This is a genomic window from Pseudomonas sp. M47T1 (genome assembly GCF_000263855.1).
In the GTDB taxonomy this organism is placed as follows: domain Bacteria; phylum Pseudomonadota; class Gammaproteobacteria; order Pseudomonadales; family Pseudomonadaceae; genus Aquipseudomonas.
The window spans coordinates 91750-116892 of record NZ_AJWX01000012.1 but is presented as its reverse complement, the minus strand read 5'-3'; the positions used below and the strand labels follow the sequence as shown (position 1 = coordinate 116892).

Genomic DNA, 25143 nt, shown 5'->3' with positions numbered 1-25143 from the left:
GTGATTCATGCCGCAATACGCCGTACGTGGCGTTATGTGCCTTGGGCACGGTCCTGGGCCGGGCATTGGGCGCGGTGCAGGTTGAGGGCAGTGTTGATGATGCCGATGTGGCTGAACGCCTGGGGGAAGTTGCCCAGCATGCGCGCACCGCGCGGGTCGTATTGCTCGGCCAGCAGGCCGACGTCGTTGCATAGCGCGCTCAGGCGCTGGAACAACGCGTTGGCGTCATCCATGCGGCCCAGCAACACGTACACATCCGCCAGCCAGAACGAACACACCAGGAAGGTCCCCTCCCCCGGCTCCAGGCCGTCGCAACCGGTGCCGGTGTCGTAGCGCAGCAGCAGGCCGTCATGCATCAGGCGCTGCTCGATCTGCGCCACGGTGGCCAGGAAGCGTGGATCATCGGCCGGCAGAAAGCCGGTCAGGGCAATCTGCAGCAGGCTCGCGTCGGTGTGGGTCGAGCCGTAGGATTGGGTGAAGCAGCCCAGCTGCGAGTCCACGCCATGGGCGCAGACATCGGCATGAATAAGGTCGGCCACCGCGCGTGAATGCCGGGCGCGCTCGGCATCACCGCCGTCGCTGGCCTGCAGCTTCGCAGAGCGGTCGAACGCCACCCAGGCCATGACCTTGGAGTGCACGAAGTGCCGCGGCTCGCCACGGATCTCCCACAGCCCTTCGTCAGGCTGATGCCAGATGCTTTCCAGGTACGGCATGATCACCTGGAAGATCGCCCGGCTGCGCGGGTGACGCGGCAGGCCGCCCCGGATAGCCTGTGTCATGGCGTCCGCCACCTCGCCATAAACGTCGAGTTGCAGTTGCGTGGCTGCGGCGTTGCCGATGCGCACCGGCTGCGAGCCTTCGTAGCCACTGAGCCACGGCAAGGTGTATTCCGGCAGGCGGCGCTCGCCGCCCAGGCCGTACATGATCTGCATCTGCTCGGGGTTGCCGGCCACCGAACGCATCAGCCATTCGCGCCAGGCGCTGGCTTCCTCGAAATAGCCCAGGTTCATGAACGCCAGCAGGGTCATGGTGGCGTCACGCAGCCAGCAATAGCGGTAATCCCAGTTGCGCTCACCACCCAGATACTCCGGCAGCGACGTGGTGACTGCGGCAACAATGCCGCCGGTGGGCTCGTAGGTCAGCGCCTTGAGCACGATCAACGAGCGCTTGACCTGTTCGGTGTACGGCCCTACGTCCGGGCAGCGATCGGAGAAGGCCCGCCAGAACGCTTCGGTTTCCGCCAACGCCGCCTCGCCATCGAAGGCTTCGCGCACAGGCTGGTTGGAGTCCTGGTAGGTCAGCACGAACACCCGCCGCTCACCAGGCGCCACGCTGAACTGGCTGCCAGTGGCGTGATCGACGGCTTCAAGGGGCGCCGCGCTATGCAGCACCAGCATTTCCGGGCCGGCCACGGCCGTGAGGATCTGCGAGTGAGCCTGCTCCACCCACGGCACGCTGCTGCCGTAGTCGAAGCGAATGATCAGGTCCATGTCCAACGCCACCTGGCCGCTCACGCCTTCCACGATACGCACCACGCTGCTGTGTTCGCCCGGCGGCATGAAGTCGATCAACAGGGCCTGGCCGCTGGCGGTGGTGAAGGTGGTTTCCAGGATCAGCGTGCCGTCGCGGTAGCAGCGGCTGGCCTCGAACGGCTCGCGTGGCGCCAGGCGCCAGCGGCCGTTGTGTTCATCACCCAACAGGGCGGCAAAACAGGCGGGTGCGTCGAAACGGGGGAAACACAACCAATCCAGTGAACCTTGCTTGTCGACCAGCGCGGCAGTTCTGCAGTTGCCGAGCAAGGCATAGTCTTCAATCAATGCGGCCATGGTGCGGTTTACCTTGTGCAGAAGAATTCAGCGAGTGTGCGGCGCCCTCGGCAGGATCAAGGCGTCAATGGCATCGGCCACGCCCTGCTCACGGTTGCTGGCGGTAACATGGTCGGCATGGGCTTTGACCGAGGCATCGGCCTGGCCCATGGCGATCGATAACCCGGCGCGGCGGAACATGGCCACGTCATTGCCACCGTCGCCCAGCACTGCGGCCTGCGCCAGCGGCACGCCCAGGTGGCCGGCCAGTTCGGCCAGGGCATCGCCCTTGTTGGCCAGCAGCGCGGTCACGTCCAGGTAGTAGTTCTGCGAGCGGGCGGCCAGGGCCTGGCCCTTGATCTGCTGGCTCAATTGTTTTTCCAGTTGCGCCAACAGATCGAAATCGGCGCAGGTGGCGACGATCTTGTCGACGCGGTCCAGGTACGGGCCAAAGTCATCAACCTGCACGTAGCCGTAACCCAGGGCATCCAGTTCCTTGCCCAGGTATTGGGTGTCGGGGTTGGTGAGGTACCACTGGTCATCGGCAAATAGCCAGATAGCCACCGGGTGCCTGGCAAACAGCGACAGGGCAGCATCGACCGCGCGGCGATCAACGCAATGGCGCGCCATCACGCTGCCGTCGGGGTTGGCCAGGATGCCGCCGTTGAAAGCGGCAAACGGCACGTCGATGCCCAGCTCTTTGATGATACCCAGCATGGCCCGCGGCGGCCGCGCGCTGGCCAGGCTGAAGGCCACACCGGCCTCGCGCAGCCGCACCACGGCGTCGCGCACGCGCTCGCCAATACTGTGGTCGGGCATCAGCAACGTGCCGTCCATGTCGCTGAGCACCAAGCGGATGAGGTCGTGCGGCTGATCACTCATCCCAGGCTGTGCCAAGAGCGACCGTCTCGGGCCAGCAACTCTTCGGCGGACTCGGGGCCGTCTTCGCCTGCCGCGTAGCTGTCGATCTTGCCACCGTCGCGCCAGGCATCCAGGAACGGCTGCACCGCGCGCCAGCCGTTCTCGATGTTGTCGGCGCGCTGGAACAGCGTCTGATCACCGGTGAGGCAGTCGTAGATCAGCGTCTCGTAGCCGGTGGAGGGCTGCATCTGGAAGAAGTCTTTGTAGGCAAAGCCCAGCTCTACGTTTTCCATCACTAAGGCCGGCCCGGGCCGCTTGGCCATCAAGTCGAACCACATGCCCTCGTTGGGCTGGATCTGGATGCGCAGGTAGTTGGGCTGCAAGCGCTCCACCTCGGTGTCGCGGAACTGCGCGTAGGGCGCCTGCTTGAAGCAGATGGCGATCTCGGTGTCGCGCACGCTCATGCGCTTGCCGGTGCGCAGGTAGAACGGCACGCCCACCCAGCGCCAGTTATCGATCATCACCTTCAGCGCCACGAACGTCTCGGTGCGGCTGTCGGGCGCCACCTTCGGCTCTTCGCGGTAGCCAGGCTTGTCGCCGCCGCCTGCCGTGTACTGGCCGCGCACTGAGTTTTTCAGGGCGTCGGCCTTGGACCAGGGGCGAATGGCCCCCACCACCTTGGCCTTTTCGCCACGCACGGCGTCGGCGCCAAAGGCGGCTGGCGGCTCCATGGCAACCATGGCCAGCAACTGGAACAAGTGGTTGGGCACCATGTCGCGCAGGGCGCCGGTGCTGTCGTAGAAATTGCCCCGTGTTTCCACGCCGACGGTTTCGGCGGCGGTGATCTGCACGTGGTCAATGTAATGATTGTTCCAGAACGCCTCGAAGATGCCGTTGGAAAACCGGCTGATGAGGATGTTCTGAACGGTTTCCTTGCCCAGGTAGTGGTCGATCCGGTAGATCTGCTTCTCGCTCATGACGCTCAACAGGCACGCGTTGAGGGCCTCGGCGGTCGGCAGGTCGGAACCGAAGGGTTTTTCGATCACTACGCGGCGGAAGGCGTCGGGCTGCTCCTGGAGCAACCCGGCATGGCCCAGGCGCTGCGCCACTTCACTGAAGAAGCGCGGCGAGGTGGCCAGGTAGAACACGGCATTGCCGGTGCGGTTGGCGGTGATGCGTTCGCCAATCGCCTGGTAGGTGCCATCGTCGAGAAAGTCGCCACTGATGTAGCTGATACGCTTTGCCAGCTTGGCCCACAAGGCCGGGTCGAGGGCCTTCTCAGCCCCCTCCGGGTTCTTGCTGCGCGCCTGCTCGATGATGAAATCGTGCAGTTTGGCAGCGAAGTCAGCATCGCTGACCTCGTTGTGGTCGACACCGACGATATGCAGACCATTGTCCAGCAAACCGTCGCGACTCAGGTTGTACAGCGCCGGCATGAGCAGGCGCTTCACCAGGTCGCCATGGGCGCCAAAGAGAAACAGCGTTGTGGGGGGTGCTGCGTCTACCTTGGACTTCGCCCGTGTCATTTAGGAACCTCGATATGGCCGCCGAAGCCAAAGCGCATCGCCGACAGCAATTTGTCGCCGTAGGTGCTTTCCTGGCGGGAACGGAAACGTGCGAACAGCGAGCCTGCCAGCACCGGTACCGGTACTGCCTGCTCCACCGCCGCGTCAATGGTCCAGCGACCTTCACCGCTGTCGGACACCGAACCCGAATAGCTATCCAGCGCGGGGTCACCCACCAGCGCATCGGCGGTCAGGTCCAGCAGCCAGGACGATACCACGCTGCCGCGGCGCCATACTTCGGCGATCTCGGCCAGGTTCAGGTCAAAGCGCTGGTCTTCCGGCAGCGCGGTGCTGTTCTTGGTCTTGAGGATGTCGAAGCCTTCGGCGAAGGCCTGCATCATGCCGTACTCGATGCCGTTGTGGATCATCTTCACGAAGTGGCCAGAACCTGCCGGGCCTGCGTGGATGTAGCCATGCTCGGCACGGTCGTGCTCACCGTCGCGGCCCTTGGTGCGCAGAATGTCGCCCACGCCGGGGGCCAGGCAAGCAAACAGCGGGTCCAGGCGCTCGAACACCGCGGCTTCGCCACCGATCATCATGCAGAAACCGCGGTCAAGGCCCCACACGCCGCCGGAGGTGCCGACGTCAACGTAGTGCAGCTTGCGCTCGCTCAGTTCCTTGGCACGACGGATGTCGTCCTTGTAGAAGGTGTTGCCGCCATCGATGATCACGTCATCGGCTTCAAGCAGGTCGGCCAGTTGCTGGATGGTGTCCTCGGTTGGCGCGCCAGCGGGCAGCATCACCCACACAGCACGAGGTGCGTCCATCTGACGCACCAGGTCGGCGAGGTCAGTCGCCGTCACGGCGCCCTCTTCACCCAGTTTCGCCACGGAGGACTGATCACGGTCCCAGACCACCGTCTGGTGGCCGCCGCGCATCAGTCTTCTCGAAATATTGCCGCCCATGCGGCCCAGTCCCACGATTCCCAATTGCATGCCGGTGCTCCACAGATGCGTAAATAGGTGTGTCACACCTTGAAAACGCTAATGGTCTCAAAGCTTAGTACAGGGTTGCCAGAGTTAGTTTCGACTTTAGCCGTTCGTCGCGCGTATTTTTTCATCAGGAGGCCTGTCATCAAAGCTTCTTCAACGCTGGCGGGCACTTGCTGGCACATGAAGAAAAAGACACACGGACCGTGAAAAATAAAAAAGTTCCATTGGCTGAAAAAAGAAATCAGAATCCGCGCCGACAGAGGGTCAGACCGGAGTGGCAAACGCTCAAGGTCGGCTATCCTCACTGTGAGACATGCCATTTGCGAGGTGAGCAATGGGAACTTTACTGCCAGCAACACCCACCCAAACCCTCTATGTCACGGTCCGTCGTGACGAACTGCGCGAATTGAAAGAAGAACGCGACCAGTTGCAGAAAAAGGTCGCCCACTTGACCATGATGCTCTTGCAGTCCCAGCAGGACACCGGCCTTACCGGTGGCGCCCAGGCGAAGATCGCCTGATCCGCTGTCCCTTCCCGTACCGGCAGGCTCGTCCTGCCGGCTGACGCCGGAAACCTTTCCCGATACCTTCCCCGCCATCCGCCTCCTAGAGTGCCAGGCCTGAGCGCCACAGCCGTCGGCGCCCGTGATGGAGAAGTATCGTGAAAGCAATCATCGTGCTTGCCCTACTGGCTGCGCCCCTGGCAGTCAATGCGAAACCAGCGTGTAACAGCCCCTCCGAAGCGGACGTTGCCAACCTGTTCGAGCAGTGGAATGGCGCGTTGCAAACGCGCGACCCAGCCCAAGTGGCGGCGATCTATCAGCCCGATGCGGTGCTGTTGCCCACGCTGTCCAACCAGGTGCGCCTGACCACCGCCGAACGGGAAGACTACTTCGCCCATTTCCTGGCCAACCAACCGAGCGGGCGAATCGTCAGCCGCACCATCCACAGCCGCTGCGACAGTGCAGTGGATGCCGGCCTCTATGAATTCACCTTCGCGGCCACCGGCGAGACGGTGCGGGCCCGATATAGCTACACCTGGAACTGGGATGGGGAACGATGGTTGATCGGCAGCCATCATTCATCGGTGATGCCGCAGGGGTAACCACAATCGAGCGCCCTGCGCCAAAGGCTAAGAACTCGGTCCATCAGGCCATGGCACGCTGCAACAAATGTAGGACCGGGGGGTCCGGGCATCCGGTCTACCCGGGAAGCGCCGTCGGGCGGTGCGTGATCTAAAAAGCGCCCCAAAACCCGAGACATGGACCTCTCGAGACAACCGCAACAGCCTCGCGGCAGTTTGCTGCGTCGGCGGGGTACACACTGTGGGAGCGGGCTCTGCCCGCGAAGAGAGCGCCGTGGTGTTTCAGATATTTCGCGGCGTTCTTTTCGCGGGTAGAACCCGCTCCCACAGGCTCCTCCACACCCTGGAATCTCCCAGAGAGTGTACCTCCACAAGACAGTTGCTGCTATGGAGCCTCACTGCCCGCCATCCTCGCCCTCAGGAAACTCATAAAGCCTCAGGGATGCTCTGAGGTAGGCCGACATTTTCTATCAGCCTCGCACCCAGGTCTCAAAAACGAGAGCCTCGCTGAAAATATGCTCAGATTCGTCGTCAGTGTCACGCCAGCGGCTGTTCGAAGCCTACCGCAGCAGGCATTTTCTGCATCACAGGCGCACCTGTCCTGCGCTGCTCAGTAAATGTCTCCGGGCCATCCAAAGGTTCGATAGCGCAAACAGTGTCACTATCTGTCTTAGGGTCGGGAGAACGGAGCCATCATTCGTCGGGATGCCGCATTGCTCATTGCGATCGGTTGCCTGCGCCAAAAGCTGAAGCCTATTTCAGGCCATGGCACGGTCCTGCATGGGGTGCAACGCACAATGGCTTGAAGGGCCGCGGCGTTAGCCTTGGTGCACGGCGTAATAGCGGAGGTGAGGGTGTTTCTAGAAATTTCATTCTAACTCGACCCCATCCTTGAACACCCATATTTCAAGGCCTGCAGCGCCCCCACTTCCGCCCTGTCCCTCATCATGACCGTCCGTCAGTCGCGCCGTGACCACAGAGTCTGAAATTTTTCCTACACTCAAAACTCAGCCCGCACACCGCCCGGGAGGTTCGTCTGCAAAAAGTCGAAACTTCTGAAAAGGCGGCAGGTCAGGTTAAAGGTAGGCCGTGGATATGAAGTTCATTCAAGCGGCTGGACCACCCCACTCTGTCAATTCGCCGTCGGCAGGAGCCGCATGGCGTCGCGCTTGCGCGCTTGACCGTGGGGTCGCTGGATCAAAAATCAGGTGCTTGCCACACATGCATTAATGCACGGGAGAGAACAATGATCAGTGCCGCTGTCGAGACCCATGGAGAGCGTTTTAACAAGCAGGAGAGCGAGCCAACCGAGTTGGTGGAAATCGCTTCGACGGGCAAGGTACTGCAGGCCGACGCACGCATTAATCCCAACCGCCAGAAAGTGTTGTTTGTCACCTCCGAGATCGCCGACCTGGTCAAGACCGGTGGCCTGGGTGACGTTTCACAGGCGCTACCGCGCGCCATGAGCCCGCTGCACGACGTACGCATCCTGATTCCCGGTTACCCCCAGGTGCTCAACAGCGAGAACCCGATCCACATCGTCGGCGACCTGGGCGGTCACGCCGCACTGCCGCCGTGCAAGATTGGACGCATGGACCTCAAGGACGGCCTGGTCATCTATGTGTTGATCTGCCCCGAACTGTACGAGCGCGACGGTACCCCCTACGGCGCCAACAACGGTCGCGACTGGCCCGACAACCACATCCGCTTCGCCCGCCTGGGGCTGGCCGCTGCCGACATCGCTGCCGGCCTGGGCATGGTGCACTGGAAACCCGACCTGGTACATGCCCACGACTGGCCGGCCGGCATGGCGCCCGCCTACATGCACTGGCGCGGACTGAGCACGCCGACCCTGTTCACTATCCACAACCTGGCCTATCAGGGCGTAGTCAGCCGCGCCTGCTGCCCGGAACTGGGCGTGCCTGAACATGCCCTGCAACAGGAAGGCATGGAGTTCTACGGCAAGCTGTCGTTCCTCAAGGCCGGTATGGCCTACTCCAGCCACATCACCACGGTCAGCGCCACCTATGCCGATGAAATCACCACGCCGCAATTCGGCTGCGGGCTGGACGGCTTCCTGGGCAGCAAGGCCTACCAGGGCCTGCTCAGCGGCATCCCCAACGGCATCGACGACAGCTGGGACTCGGCCACCGACTCGCACCTGGTGTGCCCTTTCAGCCTCAATGACTGGGAAGGCAAACAAGTGAACGCCGAGCACGTGCGCACCCTGTTCGGCCTGGACGATTCGCAAGGCCCGTTGTTTGCCGTGGTGTCGCGGCTGGTGTACCAGAAAGGCCTGGACCTGACCCAGGGCGTAGCCGAGTTCATTGTTGAAAACGGCGGGCAGATCGCGATCATCGGCCGCGGCGAGCCCGAGGAAGAACAGGCCATGCGCGAACTGGCCCTGCGCTTCCCCGGCCAGATCGGTGTGCGCATCGGCTTTAACGAAACCGACGCACGCCGCATGTTCGCCGGCAGCGACTTCCTGCTCATGCCGTCGCGCTACGAGCCCTGCGGCCTGAGCCAAATGTACGCCCAGCGCTACGGCTCACTGCCCGTGGCCCGCAACACCGGCGGCCTGGCTGACACCATCGAGGATGGCGTCACCGGCTTCCTGTTCAACGAGTCCACCGTGGCCAGCTATGAAGAAGCCCTGCGCCGGGCCTTCTACGTGTTCAGCAAGCCAAGCCTGCTGAACGCCATGCGCTGCCTGTCCATGACCCAGCCGTTCAACTGGAGCCAGGCCGTTGAACCCTACGCAAAACTCTACGAGGAACTCGTGAGCAAATCGGTGGCCGTATCAGGTAGACACTAACGGAAGAGGTTTCATCGATGCCGCTACCGACACCTGAAACCTGGCCACATGGTGCACAACTGCTGGATTCGGGGCTCACACGCTTTGCGTTGTGGGCGCCGGACGCCTTTCATGTCAGTGTGGAACTTGAGGACGGCCAGTCATTGCCCATGCTGGCCCAGGATGACGGCTGGTTCGTCATCAAGTCCCATTGCCCGGCCGGTACCGCCTACCGTTACCAGATAGATGGCGAAATGCTGGTACCCGACCCCGCGTCGCGCGCCCAGCAAGGCGATGTCCACGGCCCCAGCCTGGTAACCGACCCCAACGCCTATCAGTGGCAATTCCCCCAGTGGCAAGGCCGTCCGTGGCATGAGGCGGTCATCTACGAACTGCACGTGGGCGTGCTGGGTGGCTTCGCCGCCGTGGAAAAACACCTGGCGCGCCTGGCCGAGCTGGGCATCACTGCCATCGAACTGATGCCCCTGGCGCAGTTCCCCGGCGAGCGTAACTGGGGCTACGACGGCGTATTGCCTTACGCCCCGCAGTCGTCCTACGGCACCCCGGAACAACTCAAGCACCTGATCGACTGCGCCCATGGTCACGGCCTGATGGTGATCCTCGACGTGGTATACAACCACTTCGGCCCCGACGGTAATTACCTGGGGCGCTACGCCAAGGGTTTCTTCCGCCAGGACCTGAAAACCCCCTGGGGCGACGCCATCGACTTTCGCCGCCCCCAGGTACGCGACTTCTTTATCGACAACGCGCTGATGTGGCTGCTGGAGTACCGTTTCGACGGCCTGCGCTTCGACGCCGTGCACGCCATTGAAGACCCCGACTTTCTCAAGCAGATGGCCGCGCGCATCCGCCAGCAAGTGGACGGCCCGCGCCATGTGTGGCTGACCCTGGAGAACGAACTCAACCAGGCCCACCTGCTGGAAGAAGGCTTCGATGCCCAATGGAACGACGACGGCCACAATGCTTTGCATGTGCTGCTGACCGGCGAAACCGAGGCCTATTACAACGACTTCGCCGAACGGCCCACCGAGAAACTGGCGCGCTGCCTGAGCGAAGGCTTCATTTATCAGGGCGAGCGCAATCGCCACGGTGAGCTGCGCGGCGAACCCAGTGGCCACCTGCCGCCCAATGCCTTTGTGCTGTTTTTGCAGAACCACGACCAGATCGGCAACCGCGCCTTTGGCGAGCGGCTATCTGCACTGTGCAGCACCGATGCCCTGCGCGCGGCCACCACTTTGCTGCTGCTGTCGCCCATGGTGCCTCTGCTGTTCATGGGTGACGAAGGCGCGGCTAACGAGCCGTTCCTGTTCTTCACCGACTTTCACGGCGAACTGGCCGAAGCGGTGCGCCAGGGCCGGCGTGGCGAGTTCGCTGCGTTTGCCGCGTTTGCCGATGCCGAGCAACGGGCGCGCATTCCCGACCCCAACGACGCGCAAACCTTCACGGCTTCGCGCCCGCACTTTCCCCAAGCCGATTCCCCGTGGGCACGGCTGTACGCCACGCTGTTGCACCTGCGCCATCAGCACTTGACCGAACACCTGACGGGCAGCCGCTCGCTGGGCGCCCAGGTATTGGCTGACGGCGCCCTGTACGCGCGCTGGCAGCTCAACGACGGCAGCGAGTTGCGCATCGACCTCAACCTCAGCGCCCACGCCGTGGAATCCAGCGTGCCGCCGGTTCAGTACTGCCTGTTCGACAGCCGCCTTGACGCCACCGGCGATCGGCCTGCAAATACCTTGCCCCCTTATAGCGCCCTGGTCAGCCTGACCCCTGCCGGAGATGATGCATGACTGATGAGCGACTGCGGACATTGGCGCAACACGCCGGCCTGGCCGTGCACTGGACCGACGCCAATGGCCGGCCACAGACTGTGCCCGACCCCGTGCTACGCAAGGTACTGGCCGGCCTGGGCCACCCTGCTGACGACAGCGAACAGGTGGAGGCCAGCCTTGAGGACCTGAACCGGGTTCGCCGCGATACCCACTTGCCGCCCCTGCTGACCGCAGACCAGGGTCAGCCGCTGAGCCTGGGGCACTACTTCCCTGCCCATACCCCTTGTCAGGTTCACCTGGAAGACGGCGCCACGCTGGACCTGCGCCTGGACGCTCATGGCGCCCTGCCCGGCCTGCTGCCCACGGGTTATCAGGACGTGCACATCGAAGGCCAGCAGTTCACCCTGGCCGTGGCGCCGCCGCGCTGCTACAGCGTGGGCGATGCCGTGGGCGAAGCGGCGCCGCGGGCCTGGGGCCTGAGCGTGCAGTTGTACAGCCTGCGCCGCCCCGGCGATGGCGGCTTCGGTGACACCCTGGCACTGGAGGCCTTCGCCCGCAGCGCCGGCGAACGCGGCTGTGACGCCCTGGCCATCAGCCCCATGCATGCCATGTTCAGCAATGACCCGCATCGCTACAGCCCTTACTCACCGTCCAGCCGGCTGTTTCTCAATTGCCTGTACGCCGCCCCTGGCGCCATCCTTGGCGAGCGTGCGCTGCGCGTGGCGCTCGATGACATTGGCTTGGGCGAGACCCTGGCGCACCTGGAGCAACTACCGCTGATTGACTGGCCGGCCGCGTCGGACGCCAAGTATCGCCTGCTGCAATCGCTGTACAACGGTTTCAGCCAGGGTGACCACCCGCTCACCGCCGACTTCGCCAGCTTCCGCCATGCCGGCGGCGAGGCGCTGGAAAACCATTGCCGCTTCGAAGCCCTGCAGGCCGACTGCGCCACCCGTGGCGACAGCCAGGACTGGCGCCAGTGGCCGGCCGAATGGCACGACCCGCGCAGTCCCGCCATTGCCGCCTTCGCGCAAGCGCACGCCGAGCAGGTCGGTTTCTATGCCTTCTGCCAATGGCTGGTGGCGCGCAGCCTGGAGCGCGCGCAAAACGCCGCCAAGGGCAGTGGCATGCGCATTGGCCTGATCGCCGACCTGGCCGTGGGCGCTGACGGCGCCGGCAGCCAGGCCTGGAGTCGTCAGGACGAACTGCTGGCCGACCTCACCGTGGGCGCACCGCCCGACATTCTCAACCGCGCCGGGCAAGGCTGGGGCATTTCCGCCTTCGCCCCCGAAGGCCTGGTGCGCAACGGTTTTCGGGCTTTCATTGAAATGCTGCGCGCCAATTTCGCCCATGCCGGCGGCCTGCGCATCGACCATGTGATGGGCCTGCAACGGCTGTGGGTAATCCCCATGGGCTCGCCGCCCAGCGAGGGCGCCTACCTGCATTACCCCATCGACGACATGCTGCGCCTGCTGACCCTGGAGTCCCATCGCCACCAGGCCATCGTGCTGGGCGAAGACCTGGGCACAGTGCCCGATGGCCTGCGCGAGAAACTGGTGGCGCGACACATGCTGGGCATGCGCGTGCTGTTGTTCGAACAAGCTCACCCCGGGCAATTCCACCCCGTGCTGCACTGGCCCGACAACGCCCTGGCCACCAGCACCACCCACGACTTGCCCACCCTGCACGGCTGGTGGAAAGCCCGCGACATTGACTGGAGCCACAAGCTGGGGCTGATTGACGAGCACACCGAACACCATTGGCGCGAAACCCGTGAACACGAGCGGCGCGGCCTGCGTCATGTGCTGGCCCAGGACAGCCAGAACTTTACCGGCCCGCAGGAGGAAACCGATCAGTTGATTGATGCCTGCGTGCGTTTCCTGGGCCATACCCGTGCGCCGCTGATGTTGCTGCCGCTGGAAGACGCCCTGGGCGTGGAAGAACAACCCAACCTGCCCGGCACCATTGATAGCCACCCCAACTGGCGACGCCGCTTCAATGGCAGCAGCCAGGCGCTGCTGGACGACGAAGACGCCGCCCGGCGCCTGGAACTGCTGGCGTGCGCGCGCCAACAGGCCAGCGAGCGTGACCTATGAAGGCCATGACCGGCAGCGTGCGGCTGCAGTTTCACAAGGGTTTCACCCTGGACGATGCGGTGGCGCGGGTGCCGTATTTCAAGGCGCTGGGCATCAGCCACATTTATGCCTCGCCCATCCTCAAGGCCCGGCCCGGCTCGATGCACGGCTACGACGTGGTCGACCCCACGCGCATCAACCCCGAGCTTGGCGGCGAACCTGCGTTGCGGCGCCTGGTCAGCAGCTTGCGCGAACACGACATGGGCCTGGTGCTGGACATCGTCTCCAACCACATGGCCGTGGGCGGTGGCCATAACCCCTGGTGGCTGGACCTGCTGGAATGGGGGCGACGCAGCCCCTATTCGGAGTTCTTCGACATTCAGTGGCACTCCCCCGACCCGCTCCTCGAAGGCCAGTTGCTGCTGCCGTTCCTGGGCAACGACTACGGCGCCTGCCTGGCCGCCGGGGAAATCCCGGTGCGCCTGGACACGGCCAGCGGGCAGTTCTACATCGAGCATTACGAGCACCGCTTCCCGGTGTCTGCGCCCGACTACGCCGACCTCCTGAGCCCTGCCGACGACCCGGTGCTGAGCAGGCTGGGCGGCCGTTTCGGCAGCCTGGAGCAGGACCCTCACGCCTACGAAAAAGCCGCCGAACTGCGCGCCGAACTGGCGGCCCTGAGCCACAGCCACAAAGAGACCCTGGCCGCCTTGCTGCAACGCTTTGACTCCACCACCCCCGAAGGCTTCCAGCGCCTGCACCGCTTGCTGGAAAAGCAGCACTACCGCCTGGCCAGCTGGCGCACCGCCGCCGATGACATCAACTGGCGGCGCTTCTTCGACGTCAACGAACTGGGTGGCCTGCGCGTGGAGCGCGCCGCCGTGTTCGAAGCCACCCACGCGAAGATCTTCGAGCTGGTAGAGCAAGGCCTGATCGATGGCCTGCGCATCGACCACGTGGACGGCCTGGCCGACCCGCGCGGCTACTGCCGCAAGCTGCGCCGACGCGTGGACCGGCTGCTCAAAGCGCGCCCGGCCAGCGCTGCCCTCGACCATTTCCCGATCTACGTGGAAAAGATTCTCGGCGCCCACGAGCAGTTGCACCGCGACTGGCAGGTGGATGGCACCACGGGTTACGAGTTCATGAACCAGGTCTCGCGCCTGCAACACGACCCTGCCGGTGCCCAGCCCCTGGCCGAACTGTGGAGCAGCCTCAGCGGACGCCCTGCGGTGTTCGAAGAAGAGGCCCTGGCGGCGCGCCACCTGGTGATCAATGGCACCCTGGCCGGCGACTTCGAGTCCGTGGCCCAGGCCCTGTTGCAAGTGGCACGCGGCGACGTGATGAGCCGCGACCTGACCCTGGGCGCCATCCGCCGCGCCTTGCAGGCGCTGGTGGTGCACTTCCCGGTGTACCGCACGTACGTCAGCCCCTGCGGCCGCCCGGCCGAGGACGAAGGCTTCTTCCAGCAGGCCCTGGAGGGCGCACGCGCCAGCCTGGGCGAAGCAGACTGGCCGGTGCTCGATTACCTGGCCCGCTGGCTGGGTGGTGAAGCCTGGCGCCGGTTGCCCCCGGGGCGCCCGCGCAAGCTGCTGCGCCACGCCTGCGTGCGCTTTCAGCAGCTGACTTCGCCCACTGCCGCCAAGGCCATCGAAGACACCGCGTTCTACCGCAGCGCGGTGCTGCTGTCGCGCAATGACGTGGGCTTCGACGCCGAGCACTTCAACGCCCCCCCCCAGGTTTTCCACGACGCGTGCGAGCAGCGCTTGCAGTACTTTCCCGATAACCTGCTGGCCACCGCCACCCACGACCACAAGCGCGGAGAAGACACCCGTGCGCGCCTGGCGGTGCTCAGCGAGCGCAGCAGTTGGTACCCGGGGCGCGTCAACCACTGGCTGGAACTGGCCGAGCCCCTGCGTGGCAGCGTCGGCGACAGCGTGGCACCGTCGCCAGGCGATGAACTCATCCTGTTCCAGGCCCTGCTCGGCAGCTGGCCGCTGAACCTTGCCGGCGAGGATGCCGCAGGCCTGCAGGCTTATGCCGAACGCCTGTACCAATGGCAACAAAAAGCCTTGCGCGAGGCCAAGCTGGCCAGCAGCTGGAGCGCGCCCAACGAGCCTTACGAACAAGCCTGCAAGGCCTACCTGGAAAAGCTCTTGCTGGACCCGCAGTGCCAGCAGCTGCGCGCCTCGCTGGTGGCTGCCGTGCAGCGCATCAGCGTCGCCGGTGCGCTCAACAGCCTGGTGCAGAGCCTGCTGCGCATGACAGTGCCGGGTATTCCCGACCTGTACCAGGGCGCCGAATTCTGGGACTTGAGCCTGGTAGACCCGGACAACCGCCGCCCCGTGGACTACGCTGCCCGAGAGCAGGCCCTGAACACGCCGCGAAGCCCTGCCGAACTGCTGGCCAGCTGGCAGGACGGGCACATCAAGCAGCAATTGATTGCCCGCACCCTGCGCCGCCGCGCCGAGCATGTCGCGCTGTTTGCCCGTGGCACCTACGAACCCTTGCCCGTGCTGGGCGAACAAGCCGACCGTGTGTTGGCGTTTGCCCGAACCCATGGTGACGAATTGGCCGTCGTCATCGTGCCACGACTGGCCAGCGACCTGCTGGGGGATGCCCCCAGCCCGCTTATCGGCGCACCCAAGTGGGGAGACACCCGCGTTGTGCTAACTTCAAGACACACTCTGCCTACATTTAAGGGACTTTTTTCAGACGTAGCAGTCACACCCAATAAGGAACTGTGGCTGAACGCTGCGCTGAAGGATTTCCCCGTCAATCTCTTAGTACAAAGTGACTTGTGATCAGGAGCGTTGAAATGAGTGCCGACGACAAACGTATACGCGAATTCGCCTACCAGATCTGGGAATCGGAGGGCAAACCGGAAGGGCATGAGGACCGCCATTGGGAGATGGCCCGCAAGCTCGCCGAAGCCGAGGCGCTGGCCCCCAGCAAGCCGGGCAAGGCCAAGGCCGCCGCCAAACCGAAAGGCGCCAGCACGGCCCCCCTTCCCACCAAGGAAAAACCTGCGCCGGTCGCCAAGTCTGCGCCACCCAAGCCGGCCGCGGCCGCAGCTCCAAAGCCCAAGGTGGCCACCGCGCCCAAGCCTGCCGCCGAGAAAAAGCCGCCGCGCCCAAGCGCAAAGAAACCTGCGGCCAGCTGACCGCCGTGACGCTCCCGGCCGCCTGACAGCGTGCATTGCGCTGTCAGGGGGGACCGTGCGTTCGACACTCCAACGCCCCCATTACCGGCTGCCTACGCCGGGACGGACCGTTTTCGCCCTGATTTAGCAGTGCAAGGAACTCTTCATGACCCGCCAAAAGAAATTCACCCCCGCCCCCGGTACCGATCCATCGCGCATTCGCGAAGGCTTGCCCTTCCCGCTCGGCGCCACCTGGGACGGTTTGGGGGTCAACTTTGCACTGTTTTCCGCCAACGCCACCAAGGTCGAGCTGTGCCTGTTCGACTCCAGCGGCGAAACCGAACTTGAGCGCATCGAGCTGCCGGAGTACACCGACGAAATCTTTCACGGCTACTTGCCCGACGCCCACCCAGGCCTCACCTACGGCTATCGCGTGTATGGCCCGTATGACCCGGAAAACGGCCACCGCTTCAACCACAACAAACTGCTGATCGACCCCTACGCCAAGCAGATGGTCGGCCAGTTGAAATGGTCCGAATCACTGTTCGGCTACACCATCGGCCACAAGGACGGCGACCTCAGTTTCGATGAGCGCGACAGCGCCCCCTTCGTGCCCAAGTGCCGGGTCATCGACCCCGCCTACACTTGGGGCCGAGATCAGCGCGTCAACGTGCCGTGGGACAAGACCATCTTCTATGAAACCCACGTGCGCGGCATCAGCATGCGCCACCCCTCGGTGCCGGAGGACGTACGCGGCACCTTCGCCGGGCTGATGGTGCCGGACGTGGTGGAGCACATCCGCAAACTGGGTGTGACGTCCATCGAACTGCTGCCCATTCATGGCTTCGTCAACGACCAGCACCTGTTGCAAAAGGGCCTGAACAATTATTGGGGCTACAACAGCATCACTTTTTTCGCCCCCCACCCGCGCTATCTGGCCAACGGCAAAATCGCCGAGTTCAAGGAGATGGTGGCGCACCTGCACGACGCCGGCCTGGAAGTGATTCTGGACGTGGTCTACAACCATACCGCCGAAGGCAACGAGCAAGGCCCCACGCTGTCCATGCGCGGCATCGACAACGCCAGCTATTACCGGCTGATGCCCGATAACAAACGCTTCTACATCAACGATTCGGGCACCGGCAACACACTGGACCTGAGCCACCCCTGCGTGCTGCAAATGGTCACCGATTCGCTGCGCTATTGGGCCACTGAAATGCACGTGGACGGGTTTCGCTTCGACCTGGCCACCATCCTGGGTCGCTACCACGAGGGCTTCGACGAGCGTCACAGCTTCCTCGTGGCCTGCCGCCAGGACCCGGTGCTGCGCCAGGTCAAGCTGATTGCCGAGCCCTGGGACTGCGGTCCCGGCGGCTACCAGGTCGGAGGTTTCGCCCCCGGCTGGGCGGAATGGAACGACCGTTTCCGCGACACCACGCGGGCGTTCTGGAAGGGTGACGACGGCCAACTGGCCGATTTCGCCGGGCGCCTGACCGGCTCCGGTGAGCTGTTCAACCAGCGCGGTCGTCGCCCTTACACCTCGGTGAACTTCATCACCGCCCATGACGGTTTCACCCTCAGGGACCTGGTGTCCTACAACGACAAGCACAACGAGGACAACGACGAAAACAACCAGGACGGCAGCAACAACAACCTGTCCTGGAACCACGGTGTCGAAGGCCCCACCGATGACCGCGAGATCGTCGAACTGCGCCTGCGGCAGATGCGTAACTTCATGGCCACCCTGCTGTTCTCCCAGGGTACGCCGATGATTGTCGCCGGTGACGAATTCGCGCGCACTCAGAACGGCAACAACAACGCCTACTGCCAGGACAGCGAAATCGGCTGGGTGAACTGGGACCTGGACGAGGACGGCAAGGGCCTGTTGCGCTTCGTGCGCCGGCTGATCCGCCTGCGCATGTCGTACCCCATCCTGCGTCGCAACCGGTTCCTGGTGGGTACCTACAACGAGGACATCGGCGTCAAGGACGTCACCTGGCTGGCGCCCAATGCCAGCGAAATGACCACCGAGCAGTGGCACGACGGCCACGGCCGCTGCCTGGGCATGCTGCTGGACGGCCGCGCGCAGCCCAGCGGCATTCGCAAGCCGGGGGCCGACGCCACCTTGCTGCTGATCGTCAACGCGCACCACGACGTGGTCAACTTCGTGCTGCCCGAAGTGCCCGAGGGCGAATACTGGACCTGCCTGATCGACACCAACCGCCCCGAGCTGCGCGACCGCGAACAACTGCCCTTCGGCAGTGACTTCCTGGTCACCGGCCGCTCGCTGCTGCTATTCGAACTGCACCGGGAAGTGGAGGAATGAACCGGGTGTTGGCCGCCACGCTCAAGCGTCCGGCTGCCGGCTACCCGGACCTGGCCGCTGTGCATGCGGCCTTGCAGGCACTGGTGGCCGATGACCTGGACCACCTGCCCTTGCCCGGCAGCGGCCGCACGCTGGAGCGCTGGCGGGCACTGGCAGTGGTGGGCGGCCATGACCTGGGGTTGTGCAAGCTCTACGAAGGGCATACCGACGCCTTGGCCATCATGGCCGAGTTGGCCGCCGTGCGTCCGCCCGCCGACAGCACGTGGGGCATGTGGGCGGCTGAACCGCCCAGCGCGCGCGTCAGTGTGCGCCAGGATCAGGGCGCCTGCTGGCTGGACGGGCGCAAGGCCTGGTGCTCGGGGGCCAGCCAGCTCAGCCACGCGTTGCTGACCGCCTGGGATGAACAGGGCCAACAGCAACTGGTGGCCGTGGACCTGCGCCAACCCGGCGTGACTGTCACGGACCAGGGCTGGAGCGCTGTAGGTATGGGCGTAACGGCCAGTGTCGAGGTGGTGTTCGAACAGGCGGAGGGCACCGCCGTGGGCGGGTCGGGCAGCTATTTGTCGCGCCCCGGCTTCTGGCAGGGCGGCATGGGCATCGCCGCCTGCTGGTACGGCGCCGCGCAACAAGTGGCGCAGCGCCTGCACGGCCATTGCCTGTTGCACGACGAGCCCCATGCGCTGGCTCACCTGGGCGCCGTTGACGCCACCCTGGCAGCGTCGCGGGCGGTATTGCAGCAAGCGGCTGCCACCCTTGACCTGAATCCCGGCGGCGACTGCCAGGCCCTGGCCCGCCGGGTGCGTGCTGTGGTCGAAAACACCTGCGAGCAGGTGCTCAGCCACGTCGGCCACGCTCTGGGCGCCGGCCCGTATTGCAAGGACGCGCACTTCGCCCAACTGGCCGCCGACCTGCCGGTGTTCCTGCGCCAAAGCCATGCCGAGCGTGACTTGGCGGCCCTGGGCGACGTGGCCCGGCATGCCCTGCCCAGTGAGTGGAACCTGTGAAAGCCAATCCGATTGTCGGCAATGGCACCTCGCTCCAAGCCTGGCAGGCATGCCCGCTGCTGGCCCGCCTGCCGCACATTGCCGTTGACCACCTGGTGCCCACCGGTGCGCGAGCGGTGATTGTAGCCCCACACCCGGATGATGAGGTGCTGGGCTGCGGCGGCCTGTTGCAGCACCTGGTTGCCTTGGGCCGGCCACTGCTGCTGATTTCCGTGACCGACGGCACCGCCAGCCATCCCGGTTCGCGGCGCTGGCCGGTGAGCCGACTGCGCAGCGAACGGCCGCGTGAAAGCGCCGAAGCGTTGCGCCGCCTGGCCGCTGACCCGACCCGCATGGAATGGCTGCGCGTGGGTCTGGCCGACAGCCAGGTGCCGGCGGCCCAGGCCCAGTTGCAAGCCTTTCTGCAGGCCCACCTGCAGCCCACTGACGTAGTGTTCGCCACCTGGAGCGAAGACGGCCACTGCGACCATGACGCCGTGGGCCACGCCAGCCGCGCTGCCGCCGAGGCCGTGGGCGCCTGCGTGCACGAACTGCCGATCTGGACCTGGCACTGGGCAAGCCCCCAGGATCCGCGCGTGCCGTGGCAACGCGCGCGCAAGATCACCCTGAGCCCGGCCATGCTGGCGCGCAAGCGTGATGCCGTGTTGGCGTTTACCAGCCAACTGGAAGGCGACGCCAAGGCCGGCCTGGCGCCGGTATTGCCGCCGGATGTCATGGAGCGCCTGCTGCAACCGTTCGAAGTGGTGTTCCTGTGAGCGTTGATAATGCCGTATTCGAGCAGATGTTCCAGGGCAGCGACGACCCCTGGGCCATGCACCGTCGCTGGTACGAACAGCGCAAGCGCGCGCTGTTGCTGGCCTGCCTGCCCCGTGCTCACTACCCAAGCATTTTCGAGCCCGGTTGCGCCAACGGTGCCACCAGCGCAGTGCTGGCCGCGCGCTGCGACCGCCTGTTGTGCTGCGACACCGCGGAGCGCGCCGTGGCGCTTACCCGCCAGCAACTGGCCGACTCACCCCATGTCCAGGTCGAGCAATGGCGCCTGCCGGCCCAATGGCCGGCACAGCGTTTCGACCTGATTGTGCTCAATGAGCTGTGTTACTACCTGGACCAAGGCGAGCTCAGCACCCTGATCCGCGCCTGCCGGCAAAGCCTCACCCTTGACGGCCAATTACTGGCCTGCCATTGGCGTGCGCCCATCGAGGGCTGCACCCTGGATGGCGAAGCCGTGCATCAGAAGTTGACTGACGAGTTGGGTATGGCGTCGCTGTTGCAGCACCGCGAAAAAGATTTCGTCCTGGACCTCTGGAGCCGCGACCCGCTGTCGGTCGCCGAACACGAAGGCCTGCGGTGAACAATAGCTGTACCTTCGGCAGTTGCCACACAGGTATTTTTGTAGCCGCTGCTGGTGCTGCCGCCTGGCTGCGAAAGGTCTGCAGGATCTTCGGCGGCGTCATGTCGATCGCGGGCCTTCGCAGCCGGGCGGCGGATGGCCGCCCAGCAGCTCCGGGTGCGTAGCAGCGGCGCAGTAGATCTAGCCCCCCAGGGGAACCGAGCGGGTACGCCACCAGTCCGAACCAATAAGCCCTACCGTTTCAAGGAGTGATCGTGACCCCCGACCCCACCGGCCAGGCCAGCCGCAGCCACCCTCCGGAGCACCCACTGGCGGTGCATCGCATGCGCATCCTGACCGTCAATACGCACAAGGGCTTTACTGCCTTCAACCGCCGTTTCATCCTGCCCGAGCTGCGCGAGGCGGTGCGTGCCACCGGCGCTGACCTGGTATTTCTGCAGGAAGTACTGGGCGAACACGACGGCCATGCCGAACGCCACCACAACTGGCCGCAGACCTCGCAGTATGAGTTTCTGGCCGACAGCATGTGGAGCGATTACGCCTACGGGCGCAACGCGGTGTACCCCGACGGTCACCATGGCAATGCGTTGCTGTCCAAGTACCCGATATTGCGCTACCGCAACCTCGATGTGTCAATCACCGGCCCCGAGCGCCGCGGGCTGCTGCATTGCGTGTTGCAGGTGCCGGGGCATGACGAGGTGCACGCCATCTGCGTGCACTTGTCGCTGCTGGAAAGCCATCGCCAGCAGCAATTGGCCCTATTGCGGCAATTGCTCGATTCCCTGGCCGACGATGCCCCGGTGATCATTGCCGGCGACTTCAACGACTGGAAACTGCGCGGCAACACCACCCTGACCAGCGCCCGCGACCTGCACGAGGCATTTGAACACCACCACGGCGCGTTGGCCCGCACTTACCCGGCACGCTTCCCGCTATTGCGTCTGGACCGGGTGTACCTGCGCAATGCCACCAGCCACGCCCCCACCATCCTGGGCAACAAACCCTGGACCCACCTCTCCGACCACTTGCCACTCACGGTGGAAGTGCACCTGTAGCGATTGTTTTGGAATAGCCCGATGCCGGCATAGAGACTTGACTGCTTAAAAACGCGATTGCGGTATTCTTTCAATCACTTGCGGACGCCGTTAACACGGTCGTTGTCAGGCTACGTATTCTTGACGCCGAGCACTGGCTCTCCTTAGCTACAAGTAACACAACACAACAAAAAACACCGACCCAAGCCTCTGGCTCGCGCCTTTCAGCGCCTTTGCCATGCCTGGGCCGCTGGCTTCGGCCGCCCTCGCTGCGACGCACACGGCGCACTCCTTGCCAGGTCTACAACACGGGAGCCACGCCATGAACACTGCCCAGTACTGTTTCTTCTACGCTGCCTGCACCTCGCTGCTGCTGGCTGTGCCCACCCGCGCGGTGGCCGCCGAAGGGATGGATGACCCGCTCGGCCCGCTGGACATGAGCAACCGCGCCTACACCAGTACCGGGGCGTCCAACCCGGCCAGCAATAATGACCAATTCATCCTATTCGCCCGCAGCCTCGGCGTAGCCTGGAGTGTCAGCTCCCAGGTGCAGGACAGCGGGCGCCCGGACAACGCCCGCTCCATGGCCGTGGCCCTGGGCGGGACGGTGGCGATCGTGCTGGGTGAGAACTGGTCGTTCGAGCCGCAGGCGCAACTGATCAACCAACGGTTGCTGCCCGGGACGGCCGGCCAAGGGCCGCGCCTGCTCAGCCAGGACAGTGAGCCAAGCTGGAGCGGCCGGGTGGGCGCGCGGCTGGCGGGACATTACGAGTTGGCCGGCACGCCGCTGGAGCCTTTCCTGCGCACCAGCCTGACCTACAGCTTCAGCAACGATAGCGCCATCGCCTTGGCGCCGGTGGACAAGATCACCAGCAGCCGCAATTCATCCACCATCGAAGTGGGCCTGGGCCTGGTGGCGCGCATGACGCCCACGGTGAGCCTGTTCGTCACCGCCGACTACAGCAGCCCCAGTGACCAGAACGATCTCAACGGCCTGATCGGCGACCTGGGCGTGAAGATGCTGTGGTAGCCGTAGCGTGTGTGATCCTGGAAGCGCCGCGCACGCCTTCGCAGCCTGGCGGCAGCTCGCGGAACATTGCGCCACCCGCCAGGAGCTGCCGACAAGCTGCGAGGCGCGCGCAGCGCGCCCACCAGAACCTTACGCCTGAGGACGCAGAATGAGCACCGCCAGCGGCGGCAGGTTCAGCGACAGCGACAACGGCTGGCCATGGCTTTGCACTTCCTCGGTAGGCACGCCACCCCCGTTGCCGTAGTTGGACCCGGCGTAGATCTCGGCATCGCTGTTAAGCACTTCCTCCCAGCGTTCGGCAAACGGCACGCCAATGCGATACCCCTCGCGCGGCACCGGGGTGAAGTTGGCCACCACCAGCAACGGCTCGCCCGACTTGCTCCAGCGCAACCAGGCAAACACGCTATTGGCCGCGTCGTCGCCGATCAGCCACTGGAAGCCCTGGGGCTGGCAGTCCTGTTCGTGCAACGCCGGGTAGTTGCGGTACACCGCATTCAGGTCACTCACCAGCTTTTGCACACCCAAGTGCTCGGTGTACTTGAGCAGGTACCAGTCCAGCTCACTGTCGTGGTTCCACTCGCGCCACTGGCCGAACTCACAGCCCATGAACAGCAGTTTCTTGCCCGGGTGCGCCCACATGAACGTCAGGTAGGCACGCAGGTTGGCGAACTTCTGCCAGCGGTCGCCAGGCATCTTGTCGATCAGCGAATGCTTGCCGTGCACCACCTCATCATGGGAAATGGGCAGAATGAAATGCTCGGAGTAGGCGTAGATTAGCCCGAAGCTCATTTCGTTGTGGTGATGGGTACGGTGGATCGGGTCGTTCTGGATGTAATGCAGGGTGTCGTGCATCCAGCCCATGTTCCACTTGTAGGCAAACCCCAAGCCGCCCTGCTGGGTAGGTTGACTCACGCCAGGCCAGGCCGTGGACTCCTCGGCAATCACCAGGGCGCCAGGCGCCTCCAGTGCCACCACGTCGTTGAGGTGACGAAGGAAATCGATGGCTTCCAGGTTCTCGCGACCGCCGTAGCGGTTGGGAATCCATTCGCCGGCCTTGCGCGAATAATCCCGGTACAGCATCGACGCCACCGCATCCACGCGCAAGCCGTCGATGTGGAAGTGCTTGAGCCAATGCAGGGCCGAGGCCAGCATGAAGCCATGCACTTCGGTGCGGCCCAGGTTGTAAATCAGCGTGTCCCAGTCCTGGTGAAAGCCTTCCAGCGGGTTGTCGTACTCGTACAATGCCGTGCCATCGAAGCGCGCCAGGCCGTGGGTATCGGTAGGGAAATGCGCCGGCACCCAGTCGAGAATCACGCCGATGCCGCCCTTGTGGCAGGCGTCGATAAAGGCGGCGAAGTCATCAGGCGAGCCGTAGCGTGCCGATGGCGCGAACTGCGACAACGGCTGGTAACCCCACGAGCCACCAAAGGGGTGTTCCATGATCGGCATCAGCTCGATGTGGGTGAAGCCCAACTGCTGCACATAAGGCACCAGGCGCTCAGCCAGTTCATGCCAGTTGTAGTTGCGCACCTCGCCCTCTTCGCTCACCTCGCACTGCCAGGAACCAGCGTGCAGCTCATAGATCGACAACGGTTTGTTGATGCCGTGATGTTCGCCGCGGGCCTGCATCCAGGCCTCGTCGCCCCATGAATGACTCAGCGGGCTGGCGACTTTCGACGCGGTGGACGGCGGCAATTCGGTACGCAGCGCCACTGGGTCGGCCTTGAGCGGCAGCACGCCCTCATGGCCGAGCACTTCGTACTTGTAGGTTTCGCCCGGCTGCAGGCGCGGCACGAAGATCTCCCATACCCCCGAAGGGTGGCGCAGGCGCATAGGGTGGCGACGACCGTCCCAAATGTTAAAGTCGCCCACCACCGATACCCGTCGCGCATTGGGCGCCCACACCGCAAAGCGTACGCCCTGCACACCGTCGACGGTCACGCATTGCGCGCCCAGGGCGCCACTCAAGTCGCGGTGGTTGCCTTCGGCAAACAGGTACAGGTCCATTTCGCCGAGCAGCTCGCCATAGCTGTAGGGGTCTTCGCTGACCTGCTCGCCACCCGCCCACTGCACCTTCAGCAGGTACGGGCGCTGGTCGGCGAACTGCCCCACGAAAAGACCGGGCACCTCGCCCTGTTCCAGCGTGCCGCGAACGTCCTGGCTGTCCTTGTCGAGCACTTGCACGTTGAGGGCATTTGGCAGGTAGGCACGAATGTATTGGCCGCCTGCACCGTCCGGGTGCGGGCCCAGTACCGCGAACGGGTCGCGGTGGTCGGCACGGATCAGCGCCTCGATGTCCGCCTTGGGCGGAAAAGCCCCGACCTTGCCCTGTTCCTTGTGCGCGTTCATTG

General features: G+C 64.3%; 18 protein-coding genes. 13 read left to right on the top strand and 5 right to left on the bottom strand.

Translation table 11 applies throughout. The features are described 5' to 3' along the window. Nucleotides 1-32: 32 nt before the first annotated feature. From PMM47T1_RS14535 to gnd, 4 genes are read right to left on the bottom strand one after another with little or no spacing between them, the layout of a single operon-like run. A complete protein-coding gene (locus tag PMM47T1_RS14535; RefSeq protein ID WP_008370110.1) occupies nucleotides 33-1826 on the bottom strand; it encodes a glycoside hydrolase family 15 protein in 1794 nt (597 codons plus the stop codon). A gap of 27 nt (nucleotides 1827-1853) precedes the next feature. Next, nucleotides 1854-2687 carry a Cof-type HAD-IIB family hydrolase gene (locus PMM47T1_RS14530; RefSeq protein WP_008370108.1) on the bottom strand — a complete coding sequence of 278 codons (834 nt, stop codon included), beginning with the start codon at nucleotides 2685-2687 and terminating at the stop codon, nucleotides 1854-1856. Then, complete coding sequence (gene zwf / locus PMM47T1_RS14525; protein WP_008370106.1) at nucleotides 2684-4192, bottom strand: glucose-6-phosphate dehydrogenase; 1509 nt, start codon at nucleotides 4190-4192, stop codon at nucleotides 2684-2686. The genes PMM47T1_RS14530 and zwf overlap by 4 nt, the downstream gene beginning before the upstream one ends. Further along, nucleotides 4189-5166 (bottom strand): phosphogluconate dehydrogenase (NAD(+)-dependent, decarboxylating), encoded by a 978-nt coding sequence (gnd, locus tag PMM47T1_RS14520; RefSeq protein WP_008370105.1) that lies wholly within the window; start codon nucleotides 5164-5166, stop codon nucleotides 4189-4191. Before gnd ends, zwf begins: the two co-directional genes overlap by 4 nt. A 331-nt stretch (nucleotides 5167-5497) precedes the next feature. On the opposite strand from gnd, the gene PMM47T1_RS29110 reads away from it, so the two are divergent. The 13 genes from PMM47T1_RS29110 (at nucleotide 5498) to PMM47T1_RS14450 (ending at nucleotide 22792) form a co-directional block, all read left to right on the top strand. Continuing rightward, nucleotides 5498-5683: a DUF6026 family protein gene (locus PMM47T1_RS29110; RefSeq protein ID WP_081492657.1), complete on the top strand. Its 186-nt coding sequence runs from the start codon at nucleotides 5498-5500 to the stop codon at nucleotides 5681-5683. A gap of 140 nt (nucleotides 5684-5823) precedes the next feature. Next, nucleotides 5824-6267 (top strand): SgcJ/EcaC family oxidoreductase, encoded by a 444-nt coding sequence (locus tag PMM47T1_RS14505; RefSeq protein WP_008370101.1) that lies wholly within the window; start codon nucleotides 5824-5826, stop codon nucleotides 6265-6267. Nucleotides 6268-7492: 1225 nt separating this feature from the next. Next, nucleotides 7493-9061, top strand: a complete 1569-nt coding sequence (gene glgA, locus PMM47T1_RS14500) for a glycogen synthase GlgA (RefSeq protein WP_008370099.1) — start codon at nucleotides 7493-7495, stop codon at nucleotides 9059-9061. A gap of 17 nt (nucleotides 9062-9078) precedes the next feature. Then, entirely contained in the window at nucleotides 9079-10851 is a 1773-nt protein-coding gene (gene treZ, locus PMM47T1_RS14495) for a malto-oligosyltrehalose trehalohydrolase (RefSeq protein WP_008370097.1), read from the top strand. Continuing rightward, nucleotides 10848-12929, top strand: coding sequence for a 4-alpha-glucanotransferase (malQ, locus tag PMM47T1_RS14490; protein WP_008370095.1), 2082 nt, complete (start codon nucleotides 10848-10850; stop codon nucleotides 12927-12929). The genes treZ and malQ overlap by 4 nt, the downstream gene beginning before the upstream one ends. Then, nucleotides 12926-15709: a malto-oligosyltrehalose synthase gene (locus PMM47T1_RS14485; RefSeq protein ID WP_008370093.1), complete on the top strand. Its 2784-nt coding sequence runs from the start codon at nucleotides 12926-12928 to the stop codon at nucleotides 15707-15709. Before malQ ends, PMM47T1_RS14485 begins: the two co-directional genes overlap by 4 nt. Before the next feature lie 14 nt (nucleotides 15710-15723). Further along, entirely contained in the window at nucleotides 15724-16068 is a 345-nt protein-coding gene (locus PMM47T1_RS14480; protein WP_008370091.1) for a DUF2934 domain-containing protein, read from the top strand. A 145-nt stretch (nucleotides 16069-16213) separates the two neighbouring features. Beyond that, entirely contained in the window at nucleotides 16214-18373 is a 2160-nt protein-coding gene (gene glgX / locus PMM47T1_RS14475; protein ID WP_008370089.1) for a glycogen debranching protein GlgX, read from the top strand. Beyond that, nucleotides 18370-19377, top strand: a complete 1008-nt coding sequence (locus PMM47T1_RS14470) for an acyl-CoA dehydrogenase family protein (RefSeq protein WP_008370088.1) — start codon at nucleotides 18370-18372, stop codon at nucleotides 19375-19377. Before glgX ends, PMM47T1_RS14470 begins: the two co-directional genes overlap by 4 nt. Then, nucleotides 19374-20132: a PIG-L deacetylase family protein gene (locus tag PMM47T1_RS14465; protein ID WP_008370086.1), complete on the top strand. Its 759-nt coding sequence runs from the start codon at nucleotides 19374-19376 to the stop codon at nucleotides 20130-20132. The genes PMM47T1_RS14470 and PMM47T1_RS14465 overlap by 4 nt, the downstream gene beginning before the upstream one ends. Further along, a complete protein-coding gene (locus tag PMM47T1_RS14460; RefSeq protein ID WP_008370085.1) occupies nucleotides 20129-20728 on the top strand; it encodes an SAM-dependent methyltransferase in 600 nt (199 codons plus the stop codon). The genes PMM47T1_RS14465 and PMM47T1_RS14460 overlap by 4 nt, the downstream gene beginning before the upstream one ends. A 323-nt stretch (nucleotides 20729-21051) precedes the next feature. Beyond that, entirely contained in the window at nucleotides 21052-21783 is a 732-nt protein-coding gene (locus PMM47T1_RS14455) for an endonuclease/exonuclease/phosphatase family protein (RefSeq protein WP_157213020.1), read from the top strand. 301 nt (nucleotides 21784-22084) lie between these two features. Further along, complete coding sequence (locus PMM47T1_RS14450; protein ID WP_008370081.1) at nucleotides 22085-22792, top strand: autotransporter domain-containing protein; 708 nt, start codon at nucleotides 22085-22087, stop codon at nucleotides 22790-22792. 129 nt (nucleotides 22793-22921) lie between these two features. Here PMM47T1_RS14450 and glgB read toward each other — a convergent pair whose 3' ends face one another. Then, entirely contained in the window at nucleotides 22922-25141 is a 2220-nt protein-coding gene (gene glgB / locus PMM47T1_RS14445) for a 1,4-alpha-glucan branching protein GlgB (protein WP_008370079.1), read from the bottom strand. Nucleotides 25142-25143 lie beyond the last annotated feature (2 nt).

Excerpts from the sequence above, each read along its gene's own strand:
- glgA (WP_008370099.1), top strand. The coding sequence starts at position 7,493 with ATGATCAGTGCCGCTGTCGAGACCCATGGAGAGCGTTTTAACAAGCAG.
- PMM47T1_RS14485 (WP_008370093.1), top strand. The coding sequence starts at position 12,926 with ATGAAGGCCATGACCGGCAGCGTGCGGCTGCAGTTTCACAAGGGTTTC.
- PMM47T1_RS29110 (WP_081492657.1), top strand. The coding sequence starts at position 5,498 with ATGGGAACTTTACTGCCAGCAACACCCACCCAAACCCTCTATGTCACG.
- PMM47T1_RS14470 (WP_008370088.1), top strand. The coding sequence starts at position 18,370 with ATGAACCGGGTGTTGGCCGCCACGCTCAAGCGTCCGGCTGCCGGCTAC.
- PMM47T1_RS14480 (WP_008370091.1), top strand. The coding sequence starts at position 15,724 with ATGAGTGCCGACGACAAACGTATACGCGAATTCGCCTACCAGATCTGG.
- PMM47T1_RS14450 (WP_008370081.1), top strand. The coding sequence starts at position 22,085 with ATGAACACTGCCCAGTACTGTTTCTTCTACGCTGCCTGCACCTCGCTG.
- zwf (WP_008370106.1), bottom strand. The coding sequence starts at position 4,192 with ATGACACGGGCGAAGTCCAAGGTAGACGCAGCACCCCCCACAACGCTG.
- PMM47T1_RS14455 (WP_157213020.1), top strand. The coding sequence starts at position 21,052 with ATGCGCATCCTGACCGTCAATACGCACAAGGGCTTTACTGCCTTCAAC.
- glgX (WP_008370089.1), top strand. The coding sequence starts at position 16,214 with ATGACCCGCCAAAAGAAATTCACCCCCGCCCCCGGTACCGATCCATCG.
- gnd (WP_008370105.1), bottom strand. The coding sequence starts at position 5,166 with ATGCAATTGGGAATCGTGGGACTGGGCCGCATGGGCGGCAATATTTCG.
- glgB (WP_008370079.1), bottom strand. The coding sequence starts at position 25,141 with ATGAACGCGCACAAGGAACAGGGCAAGGTCGGGGCTTTTCCGCCCAAG.
- treZ (WP_008370097.1), top strand. The coding sequence starts at position 9,079 with ATGCCGCTACCGACACCTGAAACCTGGCCACATGGTGCACAACTGCTG.
- malQ (WP_008370095.1), top strand. The coding sequence starts at position 10,848 with ATGACTGATGAGCGACTGCGGACATTGGCGCAACACGCCGGCCTGGCC.
- PMM47T1_RS14530 (WP_008370108.1), bottom strand. The coding sequence starts at position 2,687 with ATGAGTGATCAGCCGCACGACCTCATCCGCTTGGTGCTCAGCGACATG.
- PMM47T1_RS14535 (WP_008370110.1), bottom strand. The coding sequence starts at position 1,826 with ATGGCCGCATTGATTGAAGACTATGCCTTGCTCGGCAACTGCAGAACT.